The sequence below is a fragment of the Massilia sp. X63 genome (assembly GCF_041023745.1).
Classification (GTDB): domain Bacteria; phylum Pseudomonadota; class Gammaproteobacteria; order Burkholderiales; family Burkholderiaceae_D; genus Telluria.
Genome location: NZ_JBFTEF010000010.1, coordinates 177,628 through 195,355 on the forward strand (window position 1 = coordinate 177,628; position 17,728 = coordinate 195,355).

Below are 17,728 nucleotides of genomic sequence, written 5' to 3' on the forward strand. Positions count from 1 at the left end.
GCTTTATTGCATCTGGATCAGGCCGGCTTGGCCTGGAATTCGGACGATGCGATATCGGCCAGGTCGCACAGCGCCTGCAGCTCGGCCGAACGCAGGCGGCGCGGCTCGCGGTCGATCACGCACAGGGTACCCATCGGCAGGCCGGAACGGTCGCGCAGCGGCACGCCCGCATAGAAGCGGATATGGGGCTCGGCCAACACCAGCGGATTTTCGCGGAAGCGCTCGTCGGTGGCGGCATCTTCGACCATGAAGGGCGCGCCCTGCAGGATGGCGTGCGAGCAGAAGGCCCATTCGCGCGGGGTTTCTTGCGGCCCCAGGCCGACGCGCGCCTTGAACCACTGGCGGCGCGCCGTCAGCAGCGAGACCAGGGCGATCGGCGAGGCGGTCACGGTGGCGGCCAGCCGCACGATGCGGTTGAAGCGCTCTTCCTGTGGGCTGTCGACCAGGCCGGAGGCGGCGAGCGCGGCCAGACGGCGCGGCTCGTCCGCGACGACGGGGAAGCCTTCGCCGCCCTGCAACAGGAATTCGGGATCGGTCGGGGCCTGCACCAGGGTCTCGCCGGAAAGCGAGCCCGACAGCGGACCGGCACGGTCCAGCATGGCCTGGATCGTGCTCTGGCGGGTACGCCGATGGCCACCCGGAGTTTTCCAGGATGGAATAGCTCCGCTTTCCATCCATAACTGTACGGTACTGGTGGCGACGCCCAGCATGCGGGCTGCGGCACTGGTAGTGAGGATCGGGTCTTCTTCGGTGAACTTGCTCTGCATTAGCGGTCCTGGTTATCCCGCCAAGTATAGCCGAAATGACGAAATCCCTCATCTAAAAGGTATTTCCGAAAGATAGGTCTCCGATATACACAAATAGCTCAATTTCAGTTGCATTGAAGCAAATATCGGCGCAGAATCGCACCCAAATTTCGTAAATAACTTCACCCCGATTAATAACTATTTGTTCATTTGTTCAAAAAAAACACCTATGTTACCCATCCAGCATACTGGCATCGCCAGCAGGTTATATGCGGCTTTTGCCCTGATCCTGACGGTCACCCTCATCCTGGCGGCTTTTTCGGTATCGCGCGTGAACAGCATCGAGCGGGCACTGCAGCTTGCGGACACGGTCAGGAACAGCGAACTCGAGCCGCTGTATGCGGCCCGCGAATCCCTCGCCCAGACCGGCATCGCGGCGCGTAATGCCTACGTATTCAAGGACGAGGTCGCCGCGCGGCGCGAACTCGAGCTCGTCGATGCGCACAAGGCCGACTACCTGGCCGCCCTCGCCCGCCTCGATCCGGTCCTGCGCGATAGTCCGCACTACGCCAGGGTGCGCGAGGGCATGCTGGCGATGGCGCGCGAACTCGAACGGCCGCGCAAGTACCGGAGCACCGGCGACCTGGAGGGCTTCGGCCGCTTCCTGGTCGAGGAATGCAGCCCGCTGCGCCGCAGCATCGTTGCCGACATCGACGTCCTGCTCAGGGAACTGCAGGCGCGTACCGTCGGGGCGGTGGCGGCCGCCAACACCGAGGCCTCGGGCACGCGCTACTGGATCACCGGCCTGAGCGCCCTGTCGGTGCTGCTGTGCGTGCTGGTGGCCGTGGTGCTGGTGCGCAGCCTGCTCGGCCAGCTCGGCGGCGAACCGGCGTATGCCGCCAGCGTTGCGCGCGCGATTGCCGGCGGCGAGCTGCACCGGCCGGTCGACACGGCCCGCGCCCGCCCGAACAGCCTGCTGTACGCCATGAGCGCCATGCACGACGGCCTGAGCGCTATCGTCGGCAAGGTGCGCGGCGGGACCGACGCCATCGCAGCGGCCTCGTCCGAGATCGCCGCGGGCAACCTCGATCTGTCGAGCCGCACCGAAACCCAGGCCGCGGCCCTGGCCCAGGTGGCGAATGCGATGAAGCAGCTGATCGTGTCGGTGCGCCAGAATGCCGACTACGCGGCCCAGGCCAGCACGCTGGCCACCCAGGCCTCAAGCATCTCGGTCAAGGGCGGCGCGGCGGTCGACCAGGTCGTCACCACGATGCAGATGATCGACGCATCCTCGAAGAAGATCGTCGACATCATCGCGGTCATCGACGGCATCGCCTTCCAGACCAATATCCTGGCCTTGAATGCGGCGGTCGAAGCGGCGCGCGCCGGCGAGCAGGGGCGCGGCTTTGCCGTCGTGGCGAGCGAGGTGCGCAACCTGGCGCAGCGCTCGGCTGCCGCGGCCAAGGAAATCAAGGCCCTGATCGAGGACTCGGTGAGCAAGGTCGGCACCGGCGCGGTGCTGGTCGGCGAAGCCGGCGACACCATCCGCCAGGTGGTCGACGGCGTGCACCACGTCACCGACATCATGGGCAGGATCAGCAGCGCGACCGGCGCCCAGCGCGCCGACATCGAGCAGGTCGACGCGGCCATCGCCCGCCTCGACGAGATGACGCTGCAGAACGCGGCGCTGGTCGAGGAAGCGGCGGCCGCGGCGCAGTCGCTGCAATCCCAGGCGGCCGAGCTGGCGGCAATGGTGAATACCTTCCAGCTGGAAGAGCCGCCTACGCGGCGGCAGAAGCGGCTGTCGCATGTGTAGGGTGGCCGGCAAAGCCGGCCACCCTACGGGATCAGCCTTCGCCGGGGTGCTGGAACACCTGGCGCAGATACGCCAGGAAGGTCTGGTCGGTGCACATCGACTTGCCCGCGGTATCCGATAGCTTGGCCACTGGCTGCCCATTGCAGTGCGTGAGCTTCATCACGATGTTCAGCGCCGGATAAGGCGTGTCGTTGGTGAGCTTGGTGCCGATGCCGAAGCCCAGCATGGTGCGGTCGGCGAAGTGCCGGTACAGGTCGAGGGCCTTGGGCACGGTCAGTGCGTCCGAGAACACCAGGCGCTTGCTGCGCGCGTCGATGCGCAGGCGGGCGTAGTGCGCCAGCGCCTTCTCGCCCCACTCCACCGGATCGCCCGAATCGTGGCGCAGGCCGTCGAACAGCTTGGCGAAGTACAGGTCGAAGTCGCGCAGGAAGGCGTCCATGCCGACCACGTCGGTGAGCGCGGTGCCGAGGTCGCCCCGGTATTCCTGCACCCAGTCTTCCAGCGCCGCCTTCTGGAAATCGCGCAGGCGTACGCCGAAGGCCTGGTAGGCCTGCAGGTATTCGTGCGCCATGGTCCCGATCGGGACCAGATTGTACTTGTGCGCCAGGTAGACGTTCGAGGTGCCCTTGAAGAATTGCGGCAGCTCGCGCGCCATGGTCGCCACCACTTCGTCGTGCCACTCGCCCGAGAAACGCCGGCGCACGCCGAAGTCGAAGAACTCGAAGGGCGTGGCGCGCTGCGGCTCGCGTTCGAAGGCGCGCAGCTCGTCGAGCTTCTGCTGCAGGCGCAGCCGCGCCTCGGCCAACGCCGCCTGCTGGTCGAAGCGGCGGAAATACAGCTCGTTGACGATGTAGAGCACGAAGATCTCGAAACCCATCACGTGCACCAGCGGGCCGGTGGCGCGGATGCGCAGGTGCGGCCCGTCGGTCTCGACCCGGATGAACTTGCGCTGGAAGCGGAACAGCGTGAGGAAGTCGGCGAAGTCGCTCTTGATGAAGCGCAGTCCGCGCAGGTAGTCGACCTCGTGCTCGAGGAACATCAGCGAGCACAGGTGGTCGAGTTCGCGTTCGATGTCGGGTTTGAGCTCGGCCAGCGGATAGGCCGGCTGGTTGCGGCACAGGAATTCGTATTCGCCGACAGCACCCGGATGGCTGTGCAGCAGCGCCTGCCACATGGTGAACTTGTAGAGGTCGGTCTCCAGCAGGCTACGGACGACGGGCTTCATCGGCTTCCTTCAGGTGGTGGCGGTGGTCTTCGGGGCGCCGCGCTTAGCGCGCTTCTTCGGCGCCAGCATGGTGCCGGTGCAGCCGGGCGTGCCGCAGCGGCACGCGAACAGCTTCTTGAGCGCCGGCGTGTGGCGCTCGTCGTAGATCAGCGCGTAGTTGTAGTTCAGCTCCTCGCCCGCTTCGATGTCGCGCATCGCGTGGATATAGACGCGGCCGTCGTCCTCGAAGGCCTCGCAGTTGGGCGAGCAGGCGTGGTTGATCCAGCGCGCCGCGTTGCCGCCGCTGCCGCCGTCGATCACGCGGCCGTCGGCCAGCGTGAAGTAGAAGGTATGGTTGATCGGGCCGCCCGCCGCGGCCGCGCGCCGGGTCGCTTCGTCCCAGGTGATGCGCTCGCCCCGGTATTCGATGATGCGTTCGCCGGCGCCGATGGGCGCAACGGCGAACACCCCGTTGCCGTGGACAGGAGACTTGCGGACTTCGTAGGCCTTGGCGGCGGGATTGCGTGTTCTGGTGCTCATGGGTCCTTGTGTGGTCGTCGCGATTGCAGGTCGAGCACACATTATGGAGCGAATCGGCGGCCCGATGCCGCACATTTTGACGGCATGCGCGCCTCGCGCGCTCACGCCGTCGCGGACCGCTCCAGGGCACAGGGCAGCATCCCGGCGCGCGACACCAGGGCTTCCACATTCCAGCCGGCGCCGAGCAGGATCATGCGGGTATGGAAATCGTCGCTGTGCGAAGGCGCCGCGCCGCCAGGCTGCTGGCGCAGGGTCTTGTCGCGCAGCGCCACGCTGAGCAGCGTGCGCTCGCGCGCCAGCGCGCGCCACAGCGCATGCGCGCCGGCCGACTGGCGCGCGCCGCTGATCAGGCAGTTCCCGCCCTGCAGCCACCAGCGGTAGACGGCCGTCGCGATGCCGCGACGCTGGTAGGCAGGGGCATACTTGGAATGCGGGGCGCGCAGGTGGCGGTCGGCGCGCCGGTCCAGCTCGACCAGGCGGTTGAACACCGTGTAGCCGGCCAGGCGGCGCAACTGCACGTCTTCCGCATACACATAGTGTTCGCCGTCGGCTTCGCGATGGCGGAACACCAGGCCGGGGAACTCCAGCGGCGCTACCGGCGCCACCGCCAGGCCGTGCAGCCGGTGTCCGGGACGCTGCATGCGGCGGTACAGCTCCTCGAGTTCGCGTTCGAGGTCGTCGGGGCGGTGCACCACGTCGATCCGCAGCTCCGCCGGTCCCGGCCTGCGCCAGCCCAGCTCCGCCAGCCAGCTGGCGCTAAACACCGGCCTGCTCCCGCTGCGGGCGCGCGGGCATCACGCGCCCACCCAGTGGCCGCTCAGCAGTTGCGGCGGCCGGGCGCAGGCACGCACCTGCGCGCTGCTGTCCCAGCGGTCCTGCTGCACCGCGAGGCCGGCGTACACGCCATAGCCCTCGCCGGCCCGGATCTCTTCGCCGGCCTGCAGGCTTTCGCCGGCCCGGATCGCGCCCCCGGCGACGATGGCGCCGCAGGCCCTGATCCCCGAGGCCGCGTCCAGGTGGGCGCCGCACTCGATGCCGGCGCCGGATTCGATGCCGCGGCCGGCGCGCAGCTCCCCCTGGGCGGTGATCGCGCCGCCGGCCCGGATGCCCTGCTCGCAGCGCGCCGCGCCGCCCAGCACGATCTCGTGTCCCGCGTTGCAGTCGCCCCCGAGGGTCAGCATGCCGCCGCAGGCGATGTCCCAACCGGCGCGCAGCGTGCCGTCCACGCGCATGTCGCCCAGCACATGCACGCCCCAGCCGGCATCGACCTTGCCCGCCGCCGTGAGCTTGCCGCCGCACTGGATGCCGCCGGCCACGCGGATATCGTCGCCGCCTTCGATCGACACGCCGGCGCGGATCCCGCCGCCGGCACGGATGGCGCCGCCCGTCCTCAGCACCGTGCCGATCTCGATGTTGCCCTTCACCTCGAGCGAACCCGCGAACACCAGGGCCTCGGCATCGATCGCGTCGACCGCCAGCACCGCGCCGGTGGGGCCGAACTGCGCCAGCAGCCAGCAGGCGTCGTCGACCCGGCCGGCGGCCACCAGGGCGTCGAGCAGCGGCTGGTAATCGCTCCCCTGCGCATGGTGTTGCAGGAACCAGCGGAAGCCCTCCGCGCAGGGACGTTTCGTCTTGATGAAATTCTTGGTCAGGTCCATGGGATACTCGTCGTGCGTGCAGGCGCACCGGGACAGGCCGCCCCGGAGCCGGCGGCAGTATCGGCCAAATCGGCGGTCCTGACTATTCGCCCAGCCTCGTACGGGTTTCCCCTAGAGCGCTCTTTTCAATGGCGGCTGCCCGCCAGCAGCAGCACGTCGCAGTCGGTGCGCGCCAGCAGCGCGCGCAAGCGCGCCCGCTGCCGCCATTGGCGCCAGCCGGTCCCGCCCCCGTCGGCCAGCACCAGCAGGTCGGCGCCGGATTCACTGGCGCTGTCGGCCACCGCGCCGGCCCAGGGCTGGCGCAGCGCCAGCAGCGACAGCCGCGTATCGGTGGACCGGACCTGGCGCGCGAAGCGCCAGCCGGCGGCACGGGCGCTGCGCTCGGCGCGCTGCAGGCAGGCGTCTACCGTTCGCGGGCCCACGCCGGCGGCCTGCAGGACACCGTCGCCGCATGCGCGGTAGGCGTGCAGCAGGGTCACGGTCATGGGAGGCAGGACCGCGATCGCCAGCCGCAGCAGGGCCAGCGAAGCGCCCGAAAAATCGGTCGGGAACAGGGCGTGCCGGTAACGGCGGCGCGCTGCGGCGCGCACCAGAAGCACGGCGTGGGCGCCGCCAAGGCGCGCGGCTTGCGCCCGCCGCAGGTTGTGCAGGACCGGCCACCACGGGTGGGGCTGCCAGCCCAGCACCACCGTCGACACGGCAGGTCGGGCGGCGGCCGGCCGGCTGTCCGGGAACGGGAGCGCATGCGAAGGGAAAACACAGGATTGGTCCGACACCGCCTTCCTCCTTGGCCGATGTGAAGTGGGGCCGGCGCGCGCGCCGGTCTAGCCTGCGCCGCCGTCAGGCAGCACCAGGATGTCGCAGTCGGATCGGGCCAGCGCCTCGCCGACCAGGCTGCGCAGGAACAGGCGCCGCAGCCCTTGCGCCCGGTCGTTCGGCAGCACCAGCAGGTCGGGGCGCAGGCGTCGCTCCGCGTACTGGAGCACGGTCGGGGCGTAGCCATGCTCGACGATGCGGGGCACGCCCTCCAGCCCGGCCAGGCGCTCCAGTGCATCCTCGCGCTGCTGCTGCAGCAGCGCGTCGATCCGTTCCTCGTCGGCGCCGGTGGCGCGCAGCCGGTTCTCGCCCTTGCGGTCGAGCGCCGCCAGCAGCACGATCTCCGCGGCCGGCGCCACGCCCCGGACATGTGCGAGCGCATCCGCCGCGGGCTTGGCGGGGTCCACCAGCACCAGGGCGCGCCGGTAGGGCTGCGCGGCGTCACGCCTGACCATCAGGACCGGATGGCCGCCCTCGCGCGCGAGCCGCTGCGCCAAGGGCGGCGCAAAACGGGGCGCGTGGCCGCCGTCCCAGGCGCGCTGCGCTTCGACCACGCTCAGGCGCGCCTGGCGGAAGCGCCGGTGCAGGTCGGCGCCGCCCTGCGGCCCGCTGCGCTGCACCTCGATCTCGAAGCGGAAACCGGTCTGCCGCTGCACCAGTTGCGCGAGCTGCGCCAGGCGCTCGCGCTGGTGGCGCGCGCATGCCTCGGCGCTCATCCCGCGCAGGAACTGCTTGATCCCGTAGTGATGCAGGTGCACCAGCAGGCCGCGCTCGCCGCGCTGCTGCGCCAGGCTGGCTCCGCGCCGCGCCACCTGCGCGGTCCTGTCCGACCATTCGGCAGCGACCAGCATCCAGTCCGCGCTCGCGCCCTCGTTTGCGCCATCCTTTGCGCCCCAATCCATTGCCGACATCCATCCTCCGCCGGCGGCCTGCGCCACTGCCGCGCATCGACGGCCGCCCGATGGCTCCAGTATAATGAGGCGCCGGTGTCCACCACATCCGCAGCCCGCGTAAGGGAAACCCTGATGCCTTGCATGCGGCGACCATGCGGCCTGCCGTGCAGGTCCCGCCAGGCGCTCCCGGCCATGCTTTTGCCCCTGAGATGGGGCGCACCGAGGAATCCGACATGTTCGATCTCCGTGCCGTCCGCGCCTTCTGGCTTGGCGGCGCTTTCTGCCTTGTCTACCTGGTTCTCGACGTGACCAGCGGTCCGGAGGCGCGCCACCAGACCATCGCGCCGGTCTGGCACCCCGCCGCGGGCTTGGCGCTGTTCCTGGTCCTGCGTTGCGGACGGCGCGCGATCCTGCCTTTGGTCGCCGCCGCGCTGCTGGCGGCCGCGGTCACCCCCGCCATTCCGGCCCAGCCGGCGCTGTCCCTGCTCACCGGACTGCTGCCGCTGCCGATCTACCTCGCCGTCGGCACGGCGATGCGCCGCTACCTGCCCGGCAGCGCCTTCCATGCCAGCCACCAGGGCCTGTTGCTGTGGGCGGTGTTCGCCACCCTCGGCAGCCTGGCCGGCGCCGTCGCCTATGCCAGCGTCCTGCGCGGAGCGGAGGTGTTCGCCACGCGCGCCTGGCTCGACGTCGTGTCGCGCTATGCGATCGCCGAGACCGCCGGCATGCTGGTGGTGGTGCCGGTCAGCCAGTTCCTGCTCGACCCGGAACTGCGCGCCTCCTACCTCGGCCGGGTGCTGCGCCGGGAGACCGCCGCCTACATCGCCCTGATGGCCGCGGTGCTGGCCGTGGCGCTGCAGCGACCCGCGCCGGAGTCGCTCGCCTACTACCTGCTGATCCTGCCGCTGGCCTGGTCCGCCGCGCGCCAGGGCATGGCCGGCGCGGTCACTTCCGCTCTGGTGCTGGAAATCGGCGTCACGGTGGCCTCGCTGCGCCCGATCGCATACGCCGCGCAGATGCCGAACGTGCAGATGCTGGTGCTCACCCTGACCCTGTCCGGCTTCCTGATCGGCATCGCGGTCGACGTCGCGCGCCGCGCCAGCCACGAGCTGCGCCATTCGCTGCGGCTGGCGGCGGCGGGCGAGATGGCGGGTGCGGTGGCGCACGAACTGAACCAGCCGCTGACCGCCCTGTCGATGTACGGCAGCGCCTGCGAACGCCTGCTGGCGCGCGGCGACAGCGAGGAACTGCTGCAGAAGACCATCCGCGCGATGGTCGCGGAATCGCAGCGCGCTTCGGAGGTGCTCAAGCGACTGCGCGAGTTCTTCCGCACCGGCACCACCGCGCTGGCCCCGGTCGCCCTGCCCGCCCTGGTGGGCGACATGGTCGCCTCGTTCGCGGACCAGGCGGCCAGGGAAGGCGTGCGCCTGGAAACCGGCCCGTTGCCGCCGGCCTTCCTGCTGGGCGACCGCGTGCAGCTCGAGATCGTGCTGCGCAACCTGCTGTCGAACGCCATCCACGCGGTGGCCTCGATGCCCGAGGGCGTCGAGCGCCGCATCGCGGTGGACGCCGGCATGGAGGGCGACACGGTGTGGATCCGGATCGCCGACAATGGCCCCGGCATCGCCGACAAGATCCGCGCCCGCCTGTTCGAGCCCTTCATCTCGCTCAAGTCGAGCGGCCTGGGCCTGGGCCTGGCGATCAGCCGCGCGATCATCGAGACCCACGGCGGCACCCTCGCGGTCGAGCCCGGGCGGCACGCCATCCTGAAAATCACCCTGCCGGCCCAGACCGAGGCCGGCGAAAGGACCTGTTAGCATGGACCGCAGCCAGACTGTCTACATCGTCGACGACGATGCCGCCGTGCGCGACGCGCTCGGCCTGTTATTGAGCCTGCATGGCTACCGCACCGCCTTCTTTTCCGACGCGCCCTCCTTCCTGCGCGCCTGGACGCCCGAGGCCAGCGGATGCCTGCTGCTCGACATCCGGATGCCGGGCATGGACGGCCTGAGCCTGCAGAAGAAGCTGCGCGAACTGGGCAGCCGCCTGCCGGTCCTGATCATCACCGGCCACGGCGACGTGCACTCGGCGCGCGAAGCATTCCGTTCGGAGGCGGTCGACTTCCTGGAAAAGCCCTTGCAGGAAGGGCCGCTGGTGGCGGCGATCGAGGAAGCGCTGGCGCGCGCCGCGGCGGCGCCGCGCGACGGACGCGCGTCGCCCGAGTACCTGAAGCGCCATGCCAGCCTGACCCCGCGCGAGCGCGAAGTCATGGAGCTGGTGGTGGCGGGCCGGCACAACCGCGAGATCGCCGAGGAACTCGGGATCAGCGTGCGTACCGTGGAAGTGCACAAGGCACGGGTAATGGAAAAACTGCAGGTGGATTCGATCGCGGACCTGGTGCGCCAGCACCTGCAGAACCCGGTCGGGTGACCGGGCAAGCCTGAAAAGGCGCCGCGCTCAGGCGGCGCCGATTGCGGCGGCGAGCGGGGCCGCCGCGGCAAGTTCGCCGAACAGCAGCTGCGCCGCCAGCACCGCCGCCAGGCCGGCCGCCATGCTCTTGACCACCGTGCGGCGCCATTGCGCGTTACGCTCCAGCAGGTGCTTCGCCAGGCGCCGCTTGCTGCGCCGCTCCATCCGCTGCTCCATCCGCTGCTTGGCGCGCAGCGCCGCATCCCGGCCAAACAATCCCGGTCGATACATTGACATTTCATCCTCCATGTCGCCCCTCCTGCGGGGCAAGTTCGTCATGCCGCGGCACCCGGGCCGCGCTTCGTGTCCGCAAACAGGCCCGGGACATGCCGTGCGCCCGCCTTGACGGCCGCGCCTGGGCATTCCCGAGCCGACGCCAGGCCGGCAGGGCCTCGCATCCGGCGCATCCGGAACATCACGGTGGGAGGGAAACGGTTCATGCCGCCAGGCGCGGGGCGTCATCGTCCCCGAAACGGTCGGCGCCGACCAGGATGTCGCACAGGCCCTCGTCCACCAGCTTGTGCATCACGTTCGAGGACGACAGCCAGGCGCCGGGATGGGTCGCGCCGCGGCCCAGCACCAGCAGGTCGGCGCCGTGCCGGCGCACGCACTCGGCCACCACGGCGTGGGGACGGCCGGCCCGGACCTCGCGGGTACCGGAAGGCATGTCCTGCAGGTACAGATCGATGAAGTCGTCGAGCTTGCCGCGCGCGGCCGCGCAGGCCCGCCCGCGGTAGGCCTCCAGGGTGCGCACCGGCAGGTCCAGCTCGCGCATCATGAGTTCTTCCGGCAGGCGGCAGGCATGCACGAACACGAAGCGGGCGGAAGGCGCGAGCAGCGCGGCGGTGCGCGCCGCCGCCAGCGAGGCGCGCGAGAAATCGATGGCCACCACCACGGTGCGATAGACGTCGCGCGGTTCGCCGTGGACCAGCAGCACGGGGCTGCGGCACAGGCGGATCAGCTCGGCGTTGCGCGAGGAACGCACCCAGGACGGCAGGCGCGGCCGCAGGTTGCCGGCCGCCAGGGTCAGGTCGGCGCCGATCCGCTCGGCCGCCCCGGCGATCACCTCGGCCGGCTGGCCGCGCTGGACCATCCAGGCATCCTCGACGCCGTCGATGAAAGCCGGCGCACTGCCGGCGCTCGCCGCGCCGCCGGTGAATGCGCGCAGTGCGCTTGGCTCGACCCGGACATGGCTGTAGGCCGTGGACGCGCTGCCCATGCCGGCGCCGGTGCGCTTGACGGCAACGACGTCGAAGGCCTCGATGCCGAGCCCGGGGGCGAGCAGTGCGGCGCGCGACTCGACGCGGCCGGGGTGCTGCTGGTTGATCGCTAACAGGATTCTGTCGAAACGACGCATGAATGTGCCTCCAGATGATGAATGGCGCGGCGCCGCCCATGGGCGGGCGCCGCGGGCCGGTCTTGCGCCGGCATGGTAAGAACGATGTGTCAGCCGTGCCGGCGCGCCAGCGCGGCGTCGAGCTGGCGCCCGGCCAGCACCAGGCCGGCGCGCAGGGCGGCGGCGTCGCCGGTGCGCACCGCCAGCGCCGCTTCCAGCGCGTCCTTGAACGGCAGCAGGTCCTGCGCCAGGTCCTGGTGGCCGTAGCGCGCCGCCTGCGCCAGGTCGGCCGCCGCGCGCCGCCGCGCGTGGCCGAGTTCGGCCATGGCGCCGTCCAGCTGATGCTGCAGCGCCTCGATGCGGCGCCCGGTGGCGGCGATGCGCTCCTCGATGCCGCCCTGGTGCGCGGACGACGCCGGCGGCGCGGCTGCTTCGGCTTGCGGGTGGAACGACCCGGCACGGTTCATCTCGGTCATGGGCTTCTCCTTTCGGGTAGGTTGCTGACTGGGGGTGGCGGCGCATCCTGCAGTCCGCGCAGCCAGGGCGCCGCGCCCGGCGTGCGTGTCGGTGCTTCGACCGCGACGATGTCGACCGGCAGCGAGCGCGCCAGCGGCAGCCCGATCGCGACCGTGCAGCCCACGGCATGCCCCAGCAGGCCCAGCGCCAGCGGCGAGAGGATGGTCACGCGCGCCAGCAGCGCATTCGCGTCGTAGGGGCAGGCGATCAGGATGGTGCTGAGGTCGCGCGCGCCGGCGGGCCGGTAGTGGACCGTCGCGCCGAGCCCGACCCGGTCCTGCGCCTCGTCGGTCTCCGGCAGCGGGATGGCCGCGGCGAGCAGGCCGGCCAGCCGGCGGCCGGCGGGATCGCTGCAGCCGGCATCGATGCCATGTTCGCGTGCGAACCGATGGAGAACAGCCAGGTCGCGCTGGCTCAGGTACTGCTTGTTGCACATGGAATGCCTTTCCCAGCCCGGTACGGCTGGCCGACAGTAACGAATCAGGCCGGGCGCTGGTGGCGCCGCGGCAGCTGGACGGTCTTGTGGGTGGGGCTCGGGAGCGTCAACGGACGCTCGCCGAGCTCAAGAGAGGCAGGCGAGATCGCGCGTCGAACGTTGTGCCAGACGAGCTTGGAAGACGCTCAGTCCGAGCGACAGGGAGGTAGGGGATACGCGGACGGCCGCAACGGCGCCGGCGTGTGCCTGGCGCACGCTGGAGGAAAAACCGAAGCCGTTGGATGAAATGCCGCGCATGTCCGCTCGAATCACAGAAGGTGGAATCGGGATCAGTATATACGACCTGTTTTTTTCGTCAACTCGACGGCAGGCGCACGGGGGCATGCTTGCATGGAGCACGCCCCCGCCCCGCTGTGCTAGGCGGGGAAGTCCTCCTCGCGGTATTCGACGCCCTGCCCGTCCGCCTGCGCGCCCGCCCCGGCGCGCCCGGCTTCCTCCTTGCGCAGTTCGACCCGCCGGATCTTGCCCGAGATGGTCTTGGGCAGTTCGCGGAACTCGATGCGGCGGATGCGCTTGTAGGGCGCCAGTCGTGCGCGCGCAAACGCGAACAGCGCGGCGGCCACCTCGCGGGAAGGCAGGACGCCCTGGCGCAGCGTAACAAAGGCCTTGGGCACCGACAGGCGCAGCGGGTCCGGGCTCGGCACGATCGCCGCCTCCAGCACGTCCTCGTGCTCGACCAGCACGCTTTCCAGCTCGAAGGGACTGATGCGGTAGTCGGAGGACTTGAAGACGTCGTCGTTGCGGCCGACGTAGAAGTAATAGCCGTCGTCGTCCACGCTGGCGGTGTCGCCGGTATGGTAGTGGCCGGCGCGCATGACGGCGGCGGTCTTGTCGTCGTCGCCCTCGTAGCACATCATCAGGCCCAGCGGCGCCGGGTCGAGCGCCAGCGCGATCTCGCCTTCCGCGGCAGGCTGGTCGTCGATGTCGAGCAGGGCCACCCGGTAGCCAGGCAGCGGGCGGCCCATCGAGCCCGGCTTGATCCGCTGCCCCGGCGAGTTGCCGATCTGGCAGGTGCTTTCGGACTGGCCGAAGCCGTCGCGGATGCGGATGCCCCAGGCCTTCTCGACCTGCTCGATCACTTCGGGATTCAGCGGCTCGCCGGCCCCGACCAGCTCGCGCAGCGGCGGCTTCCAGGCGCTCAGGTCTTCCTTGATCATCATGCGCCAGACCGTCGGCGGCGCGCACAGCGAGGTCACGCCGCAGCGCTGGATCGTGTCGAGCGCGGCCGTGGCCGAGAAGCGCTCGTAGTTGTAGACGAAGATGGTGGCGCCGGCATTCCAGGGCGCGAAGAAGCAGCTCCAGGCATGCTTGGCCCAGCCCGGCGAGGAGATGTTCCAGTGGACGTCGCCCGGCTGCAGGCCGATCCAGTACATGGTCGACAGGTGCCCGACCGGATAGCTCTGGTGGCTGTGCAGCACCAGCTTGGGCTTGGCCGTGGTGCCGGACGTGAAGTACAGCAGCAGCGGATCGGTGGCGCGGGTTTCGCCTTGGGGGTCGAACACCGACACCACCTCGCGGCTGTCCGCGAAGTCGTGCCAGCCGTGCAGTTTCGCGCCCGCAGCGCCGCCCACGGCGATGCGGGTGAAGCTGCCGGCCATGCCATCGAACTTGCGCGCTTCGGAGGCCTGGGCGATGACGTGGCGCACGCGCCCGCGTTCGAGGCGGTCCTGCAGGTCGGCGCCCGAGACCAGCATGGTGGTCGGCACCAGCACGGCGCCGAGCTTGATCCCGGCCAGCATGATCTCCCACAGCTCGACCCGGTTCGGCAGCATCAGGAGCACGCGGTCGCCGCGCTTCACGCCGCACAGGCGCAGGTACTCGGCCACCTGGCACGAACGCGAGGCCATGTCGGCAAAGCTGATCTTCTGCTCGGAACCGTCTTCTTCGACCACCCACAGCGCCGGCGCCGGGTTATTTTTTGCCATCTGGTCAAAATAATCCAGCCCCCAGTTGAAGGCGTCGAGCTGGGGCGCGCGGTAGTCGCGGTAGGCGGTCTCGTAGTCGAGCCGGTGCTGCAGCAAGAAGTCGCGCGCTTGAAGGAAGCGCTGGGTTGGCGTCATGGTGTCTCCTGGTGACTGGTTTGGCATGGCTGCTGTAGCCATTCTGCCATGTTTGCGGGCGCAGTTGAAGCTGCCCGGACGGGCGGCGGGCCGCTGCATGCAGATGTCGAACGCACGGCCGGCAGCGCCGGCCGTGCCGCCGATCTCAGCTGCGCTTGAGGGCGGTGATGCGCATCTCGCCTTCCGGCTCCATCATGTCGATGACGCGGCAGTCGCCGCACATGCGCAGACGGTCGAGGTGGCCGCTGAAGGCCGGATGCGAGGCCAGGCGGCCGAGCATGTTCTCGACCATCTGCAGGGTGCCGAAGGGCTTGTCGCAGCGGATGCAGTGGAAGGGCTGGGACTCGTTGAGCACCACCGCCTGGCCGCGCGTCTCGCTGAAGGACAGGCGCGGCACCAGGCTGATGGCGGTTTCCGGGCAGGTGCTGGCGCACAGCCCGCACTGGACGCAGTTCTTCTCGATGAAGCGCAGCAGCGGCGCGCCCTGACCGTCCTGCAGCGCGCCTGCCGGGCAGGCGCCGACGCAGGACATGCACAGGCTGCAGCTGGCGCGGTCGACGGCGATCGCGCCGAAGGGCGCGCCGGCGGGCAGCGCCACCTGCTCGGGCTTGACCGGGGCATGGCGGTGCAGGTGCTCGAGCGCGTAGTCGAGCGTGTTGCGCTTGTCGTTGGCCAGGTGGAATACGGCCGGCTCGGCCGGCGCCCGGCCGCGCGGCGCATGGCGCAGCGCCACCGCCAGCTCTTCCGGGACGGCCGCCTGCAGCAGCTGGAAGTGCGGACCCTCGTAGCCGAGGCCGTCGAGCACCGCCTGGGCGATCTGCATCTGCTGGTCGAGGGCGGCGAGGTACTGGGGCGCCTCCTGGCCTGTCGTCAGGATGGCGATGCCGGACGCGCCGTAGGCCAGCGCGCCGAACCAGACGTCGATGCCGGTCGAAGCGGTGTGCTGCAGGGCCAGCGGGATCACCCGGCCGGGGATCGCATCGCCGCCCATGGCGTCGCTCATCCGGGCCAGCAGGGCCGCGCCATGCTCGGGGTCGTGCAGCAGGAACACCGGATCTTCGCCGCCGGCCGCGCGGTAGGAGCGCAGCGCGGCCTGCATGCGCTTGCCGGTGAGCGCGGCCGGCGGGAAGGCGTAGCTGATCGCGCCGGTCGGGCAGACCGTGGAGCAGGCGCCGCAGCCGGCGCACAGGTAGGGATTCACCTTGATCCGGTCGCCGTCGTCGGCGATGGCCTGCGCCGAGCAGATCTCGATGCAGGCGCTGCAGCCCTTGCGGCCGTTGCGGCCATGGGCGCAGCTGCGTTCCTTGTACGAGAAGTACTTGGGTTTTTCGAAGTCGCCGACCATGTCGAGCATGGCCGCGACGGCCTCGAGGCGGGCCGCCTCGTCGTAGCCGGGAGCGTAATAACCGTGCGGACGCTGGTGGCTGGGGATCAGGCGGCTGGGGCTGAGGTCGAGCACCAGGTCGAAGCGGCCCTGCCCGACCGGCTGGCCGGGCGCCTGCCAGCGCGCCTCGAAAGCGCCCAGCCAGCCGGCCACCGCCACCGTGCGCGCCACGTGCACCGGATAGGGCCGCACCGGGATGCTGTCCTGGCTGTCGAGCAGCAGGACGGTGACGGGCAGGCCGCCGGCCAGGCGGTCGGCCCAAGGCAAGGCGTGTTCGGCCGAGCCGACCACCAGGCTGCGGCCGGCCGAGCGGTAGTCCACCGTGACGCTGGGCTCGAACACCGGGATGGCGTCGGCGGCCAGGACGGCGGCGCTCCTGGCCTGGGCGTTGCGGCCTTCCTGGACCGGGTCGATCGGCGGATTGTCGGTAAAACGGATGTTCATGCGTTCCCTTGTCGTGTGGACGGCGGCGCCTGCTCTGCTGGTTCGGCTACCGCGGCTGTGTCGATTGCTACGGCTGCTTCGGCTGCCTCGGCTACTTCGGCCGCTTCTGCCGCTTCTGCCGCTTGCGCGGCTCCTGCCGCCTCGACCGCCTTCTGCTGGTCGTCCAGCAGCCGGTTCAATACGCCGGGGGCGTGCTTGAGCGAAGCGAGCATGCCCGGCGGCAGCGGCGCCGCCTTGTTGTAGTCGTTCATGTACATGTCGAGTCCGTCGATCGCATTGAAATGCGGATCGGCGAACAGTTTTTTGAGGGCCAGGCGCTGCACCGATTTGTCGACGCCCTTCGCCACGAAGGCGGAGAAATCGGCGTCCGGCGTGAGCCGGGCGGCGTCGGCGAGGGTGGGGAGCGGCCGCCGCGCCGCGCCGGCCTCGTCCTGGTGCGTAGCGGATGCGGGAACCGCGACCGGTGCGGGCGCCGCCGGTGCCGGGGCTGCGGGCGGCGCCTCGGCCACCGCTTCGGCTGCGCCGCCGGTCGATTTGAGGCGCGCCCAGCGCCGCAGGAAACCTTCGTTCGACATCGGGGCTCCGCTCATCCGTGCTCGCGGCCGCGGCGCCCGCGCGGCTTGGGCTGGTAGTGCTCGCGCAGGTAGCCGGCCACCCAGGCATAGATCTCGGCCGGCATGGCCACCCCGTCGGCCTGCTCGCCGGAGTCGAACATGCGGGTGCCCTCGACGTAGCTGACCGAGGCGCGCACCGGGATCGCCTTGCCCTCTTCCATGCGCCACAGCACGAACACCTTCGATTCGGGCGCCATGCAGTTCTCGTAGTAGCCCTCGTTCTCGTCGGTGTAGAGCTCGAGCTCCAGACCCGACACCAGGTAGTAGTCGCGCTCCGGGCTCTGGCTCAGCACCTGCAGGCGCGGCAGCTGGCCGCGGTCGGGCACCACGCCCACCGCCTCCCAGGCCTCGTCGGCCCAGCGGTGCTGCACGGCGCGGCGCTGCATGATCACCGCAATCGGCATGCTGCCCATCTTCATTGCTTGTTCGCCGTCTCGGGGGTGGACTTTTTCTCCACCGCCGGGCCGACCCCTTTCGGCACCGACCTGGTCTGCGCCTTCTTGACGTCTTCGCTCGGCGCCGCGGTACCCAGTTTTTCGCTCTTGATCGGAACATTGGCCGCGTTCAGCGCCTGGCGGCTGTTCGGCGCCGCGCCGGTGGCGGGTGCGGCGGCTGCCGTGCCCGGCGCGGCGTTGGCCGGCGCGGCCGCGGGCATGCCGGCATTCGGCGGCGTGACCCCGGGCGGCACCATGCCGGCCGCCGCGGCGGCGCGGGCGGCGCCTGGCGGCGCGGCGCC

18 protein-coding genes and 1 pseudogene are annotated in these 17,728 nt (G+C 70.3%); 3 read left to right on the forward strand and 16 right to left on the reverse strand.

What is annotated here, in order from left to right; all coding sequences use genetic code 11:
• Positions 1-17: 17 nt before the first annotated feature.
• Positions 18-767 (reverse strand): GAF domain-containing protein, encoded by a 750-nt coding sequence (locus tag AB3347_RS19255; protein WP_369093321.1) that lies wholly within the window; start codon positions 765-767, stop codon positions 18-20.
• A 208-nt stretch (positions 768-975) separates the two neighbouring features.
• Here AB3347_RS19255 and AB3347_RS19260 point away from each other — a divergent pair, with 208 nt between their 5' ends.
• Complete coding sequence (locus AB3347_RS19260) at positions 976-2,562, forward strand: methyl-accepting chemotaxis protein (protein ID WP_369093322.1); 1,587 nt, start codon at positions 976-978, stop codon at positions 2,560-2,562.
• A gap of 31 nt (positions 2,563-2,593) precedes the next feature.
• Here the strand turns inward: AB3347_RS19260 and pncB are convergent, their stop codons facing one another.
• The 6 genes from pncB to AB3347_RS19290 form a co-directional block, all read right to left on the reverse strand.
• The gene (pncB, locus tag AB3347_RS19265; RefSeq protein WP_369093323.1) at positions 2,594-3,787 is read right to left on the reverse strand and encodes a nicotinate phosphoribosyltransferase; all 1,194 of its coding nucleotides are present in this window, start codon (positions 3,785-3,787) and stop codon (positions 2,594-2,596) included.
• 9 nt (positions 3,788-3,796) lie between these two features.
• Positions 3,797-4,306 (reverse strand): SET domain-containing protein, encoded by a 510-nt coding sequence (locus AB3347_RS19270; RefSeq protein WP_369093324.1) that lies wholly within the window; start codon positions 4,304-4,306, stop codon positions 3,797-3,799.
• Between the two features lie 101 nt (positions 4,307-4,407).
• Positions 4,408-5,070 (reverse strand): N-acetyltransferase, encoded by a 663-nt coding sequence (locus AB3347_RS19275; protein ID WP_369093325.1) that lies wholly within the window; start codon positions 5,068-5,070, stop codon positions 4,408-4,410.
• A gap of 30 nt (positions 5,071-5,100) precedes the next feature.
• Positions 5,101-5,964, reverse strand: a complete 864-nt coding sequence (locus AB3347_RS19280; RefSeq protein ID WP_369093326.1) for a hypothetical protein — start codon at positions 5,962-5,964, stop codon at positions 5,101-5,103.
• Between the two features lie 125 nt (positions 5,965-6,089).
• Entirely contained in the window at positions 6,090-6,740 is a 651-nt protein-coding gene (locus tag AB3347_RS19285; protein ID WP_369093327.1) for a universal stress protein, read from the reverse strand.
• 48 nt (positions 6,741-6,788) lie between these two features.
• Positions 6,789-7,682, reverse strand: coding sequence for a universal stress protein (locus tag AB3347_RS19290; RefSeq protein ID WP_369093328.1), 894 nt, complete (start codon positions 7,680-7,682; stop codon positions 6,789-6,791).
• 224 nt (positions 7,683-7,906) lie between these two features.
• Between AB3347_RS19290 and AB3347_RS19295 the strand changes: the two genes are divergently transcribed.
• Positions 7,907-9,490: an ATP-binding protein gene (locus AB3347_RS19295; RefSeq protein ID WP_369093329.1), complete on the forward strand. Its 1,584-nt coding sequence runs from the start codon at positions 7,907-7,909 to the stop codon at positions 9,488-9,490.
• Position 9,491: 1 nt separating this feature from the next.
• Positions 9,492-10,103 (forward strand): response regulator transcription factor, encoded by a 612-nt coding sequence (locus tag AB3347_RS19300; protein WP_369093330.1) that lies wholly within the window; start codon positions 9,492-9,494, stop codon positions 10,101-10,103.
• A gap of 27 nt (positions 10,104-10,130) precedes the next feature.
• Here the strand turns inward: AB3347_RS19300 and AB3347_RS19305 are convergent, their stop codons facing one another.
• The 9 genes and pseudogenes from AB3347_RS19305 to AB3347_RS19345 form a co-directional block, all read right to left on the reverse strand.
• A complete protein-coding gene (locus tag AB3347_RS19305; protein ID WP_369093331.1) occupies positions 10,131-10,379 on the reverse strand; it encodes a hypothetical protein in 249 nt (82 codons plus the stop codon).
• Between the two features lie 199 nt (positions 10,380-10,578).
• Positions 10,579-11,499, reverse strand: coding sequence for a universal stress protein (locus tag AB3347_RS19310; protein WP_369093332.1), 921 nt, complete (start codon positions 11,497-11,499; stop codon positions 10,579-10,581).
• An 89-nt stretch (positions 11,500-11,588) separates the two neighbouring features.
• Positions 11,589-11,954, reverse strand: coding sequence for a nucleotide exchange factor GrpE (gene grpE, locus AB3347_RS19315; protein WP_369093333.1), 366 nt, complete (start codon positions 11,952-11,954; stop codon positions 11,589-11,591).
• A complete protein-coding gene (locus AB3347_RS19320) occupies positions 11,951-12,430 on the reverse strand; it encodes a GreA/GreB family elongation factor (protein WP_369093334.1) in 480 nt (159 codons plus the stop codon). The genes grpE and AB3347_RS19320 overlap by 4 nt, the downstream gene beginning before the upstream one ends.
• A gap of 416 nt (positions 12,431-12,846) precedes the next feature.
• Positions 12,847-14,550, reverse strand: a complete 1,704-nt coding sequence (locus AB3347_RS19325) for an AMP-binding protein (RefSeq protein WP_369093335.1) — start codon at positions 14,548-14,550, stop codon at positions 12,847-12,849.
• Positions 14,551-14,695: 145 nt separating this feature from the next.
• Positions 14,696-16,378 carry a 4Fe-4S binding protein gene (locus AB3347_RS19330; RefSeq protein ID WP_369093336.1) on the reverse strand — a complete coding sequence of 561 codons (1,683 nt, stop codon included), beginning with the start codon at positions 16,376-16,378 and terminating at the stop codon, positions 14,696-14,698.
• Entirely contained in the window at positions 16,375-16,953 is a 579-nt protein-coding gene (locus tag AB3347_RS19335; RefSeq protein ID WP_369093337.1) for a DUF3306 domain-containing protein, read from the reverse strand. Before AB3347_RS19335 ends, AB3347_RS19330 begins: the two co-directional genes overlap by 4 nt.
• A gap of 11 nt (positions 16,954-16,964) precedes the next feature.
• The gene (locus AB3347_RS19340) at positions 16,965-17,411 is read right to left on the reverse strand and encodes a DUF3305 domain-containing protein (protein ID WP_369093338.1); all 447 of its coding nucleotides are present in this window, start codon (positions 17,409-17,411) and stop codon (positions 16,965-16,967) included.
• Positions 17,408-17,728 (reverse strand): annotated as a pseudogene (locus AB3347_RS19345) (hypothetical protein); the annotation flags it as partial. The pseudogene AB3347_RS19345 and the gene AB3347_RS19340, both read right to left, overlap by 4 nt.